Annotated in this window: 4 protein-coding genes; all 4 read left to right on the forward strand. The window is 67.4% G+C overall.

Features of this window, described 5'->3' with window-relative positions; all coding sequences use genetic code 11:
* Positions 1 to 703: 703 nt before the first annotated feature.
* Positions 704 to 1,387: a DUF5753 domain-containing protein gene (locus ACFP2T_RS47045; RefSeq protein WP_377434351.1), complete on the forward strand. Its 684-nt coding sequence runs from the start codon at positions 704 to 706 to the stop codon at positions 1,385 to 1,387.
* Positions 1,381 to 2,316 carry a hypothetical protein gene (locus ACFP2T_RS47050; protein WP_377434354.1) on the forward strand — a complete coding sequence of 312 codons (936 nt, stop codon included), beginning with the start codon at positions 1,381 to 1,383 and terminating at the stop codon, positions 2,314 to 2,316. The genes ACFP2T_RS47045 and ACFP2T_RS47050 overlap by 7 nt, the downstream gene beginning before the upstream one ends.
* Before the next feature lie 173 nt (positions 2,317 to 2,489).
* The gene (locus tag ACFP2T_RS47055) at positions 2,490 to 2,909 is read left to right on the forward strand and encodes a DUF6334 family protein (protein ID WP_377434357.1); all 420 of its coding nucleotides are present in this window, start codon (positions 2,490 to 2,492) and stop codon (positions 2,907 to 2,909) included.
* Positions 2,910 to 3,140: 231 nt separating this feature from the next.
* Positions 3,141 to 6,155 (forward strand): tetratricopeptide repeat protein (locus ACFP2T_RS47060; protein WP_377434360.1); only part of this gene is annotated, 3,015 nt, incomplete at its 3' end.

Genomic DNA, 6,155 nt, shown 5'->3' on the forward strand with positions numbered 1-6,155 from the left:
TCAGCCGACTCCTCACCCGCGCCCTGACCAAACTCCGCGGCCAACTCGGCGAGACGTACTGAGCGGCCAGGACGGCGAGCCGTATCGAGCGGCCAGGACGGCAGACGTACTGACGAGAGAGACGAACCGACGCGACGGCGTACGGAGCGGCCCGGCGTGCCACGTGGCGCACCGGGCCGCTCCGCGCCGCCAGTCGGAGATCGGTGGCCCGTCCGGACCGGATGCGGCGGGCGGGGGCACGACGGCAGATATATCCACCGAGGGCGGCCACCGACGTCCGGTACGCTCTACGGCTGACGGGCTGCTAGCTCAATTGGCAGAGCAGCGGACTTTTAATCATCAGCAACGGTCTTTTTCTCCCGCTACCGAACGTAAAGCAACTCGTCCGGATTCTCGCCCGCGAGTCCAGGAAAGTGTCACCGAGTATCCGCAGGTCAGAATGATTGTTACACATTGTAGCTGCCCTGTCGAGGTCACTCTGAACCGAAATCCAGATTCTAGGGGCGGAATCCGTCCGGGGTCGCTGACATCTGAGCGCCCACGGAGCACCCACGACCGCGCCAGCTGTCTCCTTGTCCCCGTCGGTGGTACGGCCGTGGCGGCGGTCGTCGGCGCCCGGGCCGGCGTGAACCCCCGTCAGGCAGCTCGACTTTCTGGACTTTCGAGGGCAGCTCTCAAGGAGATCGAAGCCGGCGTTCGGCCGATGTCCGCCACGGAGATCACCGCCATCTGCGGCACCCTCAACATCCCCACCGACCAGCAGAACCACCTCGTCAGGCTTTCCCGGAGCACAGGCCGCATCGAGTGGTGGGACCGATACCCGGGCGAGATCATCCCGCCCAGGGCGTGCACCTATCTGGGTTTGGAGGACAAGGCGACCCGGTTATGTGTCTTCGACCCGGACCATATCCCGGACCTGACTCGGACCCGGCGGTACGCCACCGCCTTCCTGCGCCGGAACCCGGACCTGACCGAACCGGTCTGCAGTGAGCAGGTCGTGGTCCTGCTCCGACGGCAGCAGATCCTCAGCCGAGCCACACCGCCCGACCTGGACGTCGTCATCCAGGAGAAGGCCCTGTCCTGGCAGGTCGGCACGCGCGACGACATGCGTGTCCAGCTCCGACACCTGGTGAACCTGACGCGAATACCGCACATCTCGATCCGGGTCCTGCCGCGGGCCGCGTCACCAGCCGCGAACCACGCAACCGTCTTCGCTCTTCCAGACCCGGAACCCGACGTGGTGTACCGGAAGGTCGACGACCGCACGTCGTACGAGCTGCTGTCCGACGTCTCCGGCCCGGACAGGGTGTGGGACCAGGTCGACGCCGAAGCGCTGGGCGTGGCCGCGTCCCGCGAGCTGATCATCGAAGCGGCTGGCCTGTGGTGAACCCGAGTCGCCCGCCGGGCCGTGACGACGACGCCACCAGAGCGCTGCGGGTCCGCCGGGGAGTCCTGTACACGGCGGTCTGGTACTACAAGCAACCGGACGACGGCCGGTACATCACCATCGTCGGCACCTACCCCCACGGCGACCCCCTCTACTACCACCACCTCCGGACGATCCTGCACCGGGCAGAGGCAGGCGGGTCGCAGATCCACTACGAGCGCGGCCTCACCCACGTCCCCGGCGACGACGACAGGAGCACAGACGACGAGGCGGTGGTGATCCGGCAACTCGAAGAGGTCGAGGTCTCCCGGATGGCCCATGCCAGCGCTCTGGGCTGGGTCAACCTGCGAGAGCACCTCTGCGCTGCTGAAACCTGGTGTCCGCACGACCAGAGCGCCCTGCAATTCGTACGCCGGGCCGGGCCCTCCTGGTTCCTGCCGCGCCTCGACTTCGCCCAACGGCTGCTGGAGTGGCCGGACACCAGCCGCCGGGGCCCGGCGCGGTACCGGCGGCAGGTCGCCGCTACCGCCCGGAAGGCCGCCAGCGGCGCACAGCCCGGCTGCCACCCCGCACAGATACAGGAAGCCGCCCGAGACGCCGTCCACGTCATCGCCCACGCCAACGGACACGTCGCCCTAGCCTGGGACGTCGAAGTGCTGCCCCAGATCGCGGCGAGACTCGCTCGCCTGCCGCACGACTCCCGGCCAGTCCGCGACCGCGTGGAATGGCTGCGCGTCGGTCAACTTCCGTCCCGGGCCGTGGAGGCGGCGCTGACGCTCCTCCCTATCGGACCTCGCCGACCCCCCACAGGGACGAGCGCCTCACCGCACCGGTCCGTGCCGCCCTCGATCACGGCTCGGGACGCCCGGCCCGAGATGGCGCCCCAGACTGTTCATCCTCCTCACCGTGGAGGACCCAATCGATCATGAGGCAACGAGAGTCAGTCACGCGTGATACCCGGCTGGGTGTCCCCACGTCCGACTGCGCCGCCATCTCCGGTACGGGTCAACGGCCCGAGCGCGCAGGCAACATTGAGCCTACGTGGCACACTCGCTGACTAGCGAAACGCACAGGTTGACACAGTCGGTGCCATGATCTGCGGGTGGCTTATGACCTGCCGTCTCCTGCTCCCTCCATTTTGACTAATCTGGCTGAGGTCGTGCATGTGGCGTACAACGACGACCCCTCCTGGCTCGTGGCGGTCCAGTTCCGCTTCGACGAGGGGTACCTGCACGTGGAGGTCGATCCGGATGACGACACGGTCGAGGTTTCCTTCGATCCGCGGCAACGGCCGCAGCTTCGCCATTGGATGTCGGATTCGGTGCCAATTCAAATGAATCAGTACTATGCCGGCCTGCTCAGCATGACCTCCGTCTGGCGGTGGGTGCTCCGCAATCAGCAGGGGTACGAGGACGCTTTCCAGATCGAGCTGAGCACATCCTCGTCAACCACGACGTTGCAGTACCTTGCGGTGGCCTCGCGCCTCCACCTCCGCCACGTGAACGACGCATCAATCCCGTAGCGGTCCTTTCATCAAACCTGGGCTGGCCTGCGCTGGCCTGCCGTCAGGGAGCCGCAGTCGGCCTCGGCATCCTGTTTCGCCCCGGAGTACGCGCCGGCGACACGTCGCCCACGAACTGCCCACGGTGAAGGCTTCGGCTGGCGTGTGCCGCACGATCATGCCGTTGAGCGGATAGCGGTATGGATGTTTGCACCCTGTTGATCATCTGGTAGACAGTCATACGGTTTTCGCATGTTCTGGCGAAGGCCCTGGAGCCGCTTGATTCTGCTTGCCCTGGCCCTCGGGGCGACGGTTGTGGCTGTGGCCTGGTCACAGGCAGCCGATGGCAAGCCGCAGTTGGTGGTGGTGTTGGCGGTGGTGGCCGCCCTACTCACGGCATTTGCTCCACCGATGGGCTCGGCATTGTGGCGTCTTGTCAAGGGCGGTGATGACGCCGATCTGAAAGTTGCCGCGTCCAAGGTGGCTGTTGATGCGCTGTTCCGTGTGCGGAGTAGTTCCGTGCGGCGTCGGCTGTATCGTCCTGCTCCGCTGCGGGTGAGGTTTCGGGCTGCGGTGGAGGTCAGTGCGAGTCGGTCGGCGGTGTTCGGTTCGACGGATCCAGGCGGTCCGGGCTGGCAGGACGCGCCGCTTGAGGGTGATGTGAGCGTGGTGGCGGAGAGGTTGCGCGAGTTGCCGTGGCGGCAGTTGGTGGTCATCGGTGAGCCGGGTGCGGGTAAGAGCGTGATGGTGTCGATGTTGGTTGATCAGATGCTGTCGCGGCGGGTGGCGGGTGAGCCGGTGCCGGTGCTGCTGGCAGTGTCGTCGTGGAACCCGGTCCAGGAATCGGTGTCGATGCTCGTCGCGCGGCGGTTGCTCGAGGATTTCGAAATCTCGCCGGGTGAGGCTCGGCGTCTGGCTTCGCAACCGCGGATGTTCGACGGTGACGAGTCCGGTTGGTGGGTGTTACCGATTCTCGACGGTCTGGATGAGATCGACACGCTGCTACAGCCAGCCGCGGTGCAGGCGATCGAGCGCTTTGCTGCGGGTGATCGTGGGGTGGTGGTGACCTGTCGGGTCCGGGAGTTCCAGCGGGCGGTGGCGACGGGCGGGATGTTGGCTCGGGCCGCGGTTGTGCGCCTGGAGCCCCTGGAGTCGCATGATGTGATCGAGTTTTTGGCCGAGCCAGCGTCGGGACGAGCACGCTGGGAACCGGTATTTGCCATGCTGCGGGAGCAGCCGTCCGGGGTGCTGGCCGAGACGTTGGCAACGCCCTTGATGGTCGGACTGGCCAAGGATGTCTACGCGGAGCCCGCTGCGGCAGGAGCCGGCGGCGAGAGCTCCGATCCCGCTGAGCTGGTCCAATTCGAGACACGAGGCGAGATCGCCGCCCGGCTGATCGACGGCTACATCAGTACCGTGTACGACGAACCCGGTGGACATCGCGGCGAAGGGCCGCAAGCGGGTCCGGTCATCTTGGCACGGGACGCGGCGCGGTGGCTTACCCATTTGGCCTATATCGCCTATCTGGATGGCAGCCGGGATCTTCGGTGGTGGCGACTGCCGTGGGTGGAGCTGATGATCCATCCTCGTCGTGCTCTGTGGTGGCAGGCGGGTGGGCTCGCAGCGGCGGTGGCGATCGTTGTGGCGGTAGTGGTGCGGGGTTGGGTAGACGAATGGCATGGCGTCGGCGCGGCGTTGACCTTCGCGGTGCTGGTCGCGGTCTCCTATGGCGGGGGATTCAAACAGATTTTCGCGCACGAGTTTCAGCCGGCACCCCCGAGGATTCCTTTCCTGCCGCGGAGGTTGGCCCTATGGAGCCACGCCAACCGGTGCGTCAGCGTGATGCTGCATGTTGTCTTCGGCGCTTGGTGTGGTACGGCGGCCGGGATAGCGGTGAACCGACCGGTCGCCGGATTCATTGCGGGAGCCGGTTGTGGCGGTGTCATCGAGATGCTGCCAAGTGTTGGCACGCGACCGACCCCATCGGGGCCGGCAGCGACTCTACGCGCCAATCACTTCCTCGCGATCATCGCTGCCATACGGTGTGCGCTTCCCGCCGCCGCGGTGTTCACCATCGCGGGCTTCCTCGTCGACACGTTCCCAGCCCTTTGGAACGTCGTCGGCGCTGCCTCGTTCGCCGCTGGTGCGCTCATCGGTGCCGAACGGGCCTGGCTCCGGTTCCGGATCACTCACATGGCGCTCTCTGTAAGAACCGGGACTGACTCGATGCTTCCGCGCCGGTTGATCGGGTTCCTCGACAATGGCACCGACCCAGACCGAGCCATCCTTCGCATCAACGGCAACGCCTGGCAGTTCCGCCACGCCATCATCCAGGATCACCTCACCGAGATCGCCCAGCCACACATCCTCCGTCGACGCGCCGACGCCGAAGACGGCTACGCCGCCCGACAACTGGCGGGGTTGTTGCGGGAGCGGGGCGACCTCGACGGAGCAGTGGCGGTGCTGCGCCGACTTGCCGACGCCGGGGACAGCTACGCCGCCTGGCACCTGGCGGAATTGTTGCGAAAGCGGGGCGACCTCGACGGAGCAGTCGCGGTACTCCGCCGACTTGCCGACGCCGGAGACAGCTACGCCGCCCGACAACTGGCGCGGTTGTTGCGGGAGCGGGGCGACCTCGACGAAGCAGTCGCGGTACTGCGCCGACTTGCCGACGCCGGGAACACCCACGCCGCCCGACAACTGGCGGGATTGCTGCGGGAGCGGGGCGACCTCAACGAGCTGCGCCGACGCGCCCACGCCGGGGACAGCTCCGCCGCCGAGCAACTGGCGGAATTGTTGCGGGAGCGGGGCGACCTCGACGGAGCAGTGGCGGTGCTGCGCCGACGCGCCGGCGCCGGGTACACCCAGGCCGCCCGACAACTGGCGGAATTGCTGCGGGAGCGGGGCGACCTCGACGGGGCAGTGGCGGTGCTGCGCCGACTTGCCGACGCAGGGGACAGCTCCGCCGCCTGGCGCCTGACGGGGTTGTTGCGGGAGCGGGGCGACCTCGACGGAGCAGTGGCGGTGCTGCGCCGACGCGCCGACGCCGGGTACACCCAGGCCGCCCGACAACTGGCGGAATTGCTGCGGGAGCGGGGCGACCTCGACGGGGCAGTGGCGGTGCTGCGCCGGCTTGCCGACGCAGGGGACAGCTCCGCCGCCCGGCACCTGACGGGGTTGTTGCGGGAGCGGGGCGACCTCGACGGGGCAGTGGCGGTGCTGCGCCGACTTGCCGACGCCGGGGACAGCTCCGCCGCCCGGCAACTG

It is taken from the genome of Plantactinospora solaniradicis, from assembly GCF_042658085.1.
Taxonomy (GTDB): Bacteria; Actinomycetota; Actinomycetes; order Mycobacteriales; family Micromonosporaceae; genus Plantactinospora; species Plantactinospora solaniradicis.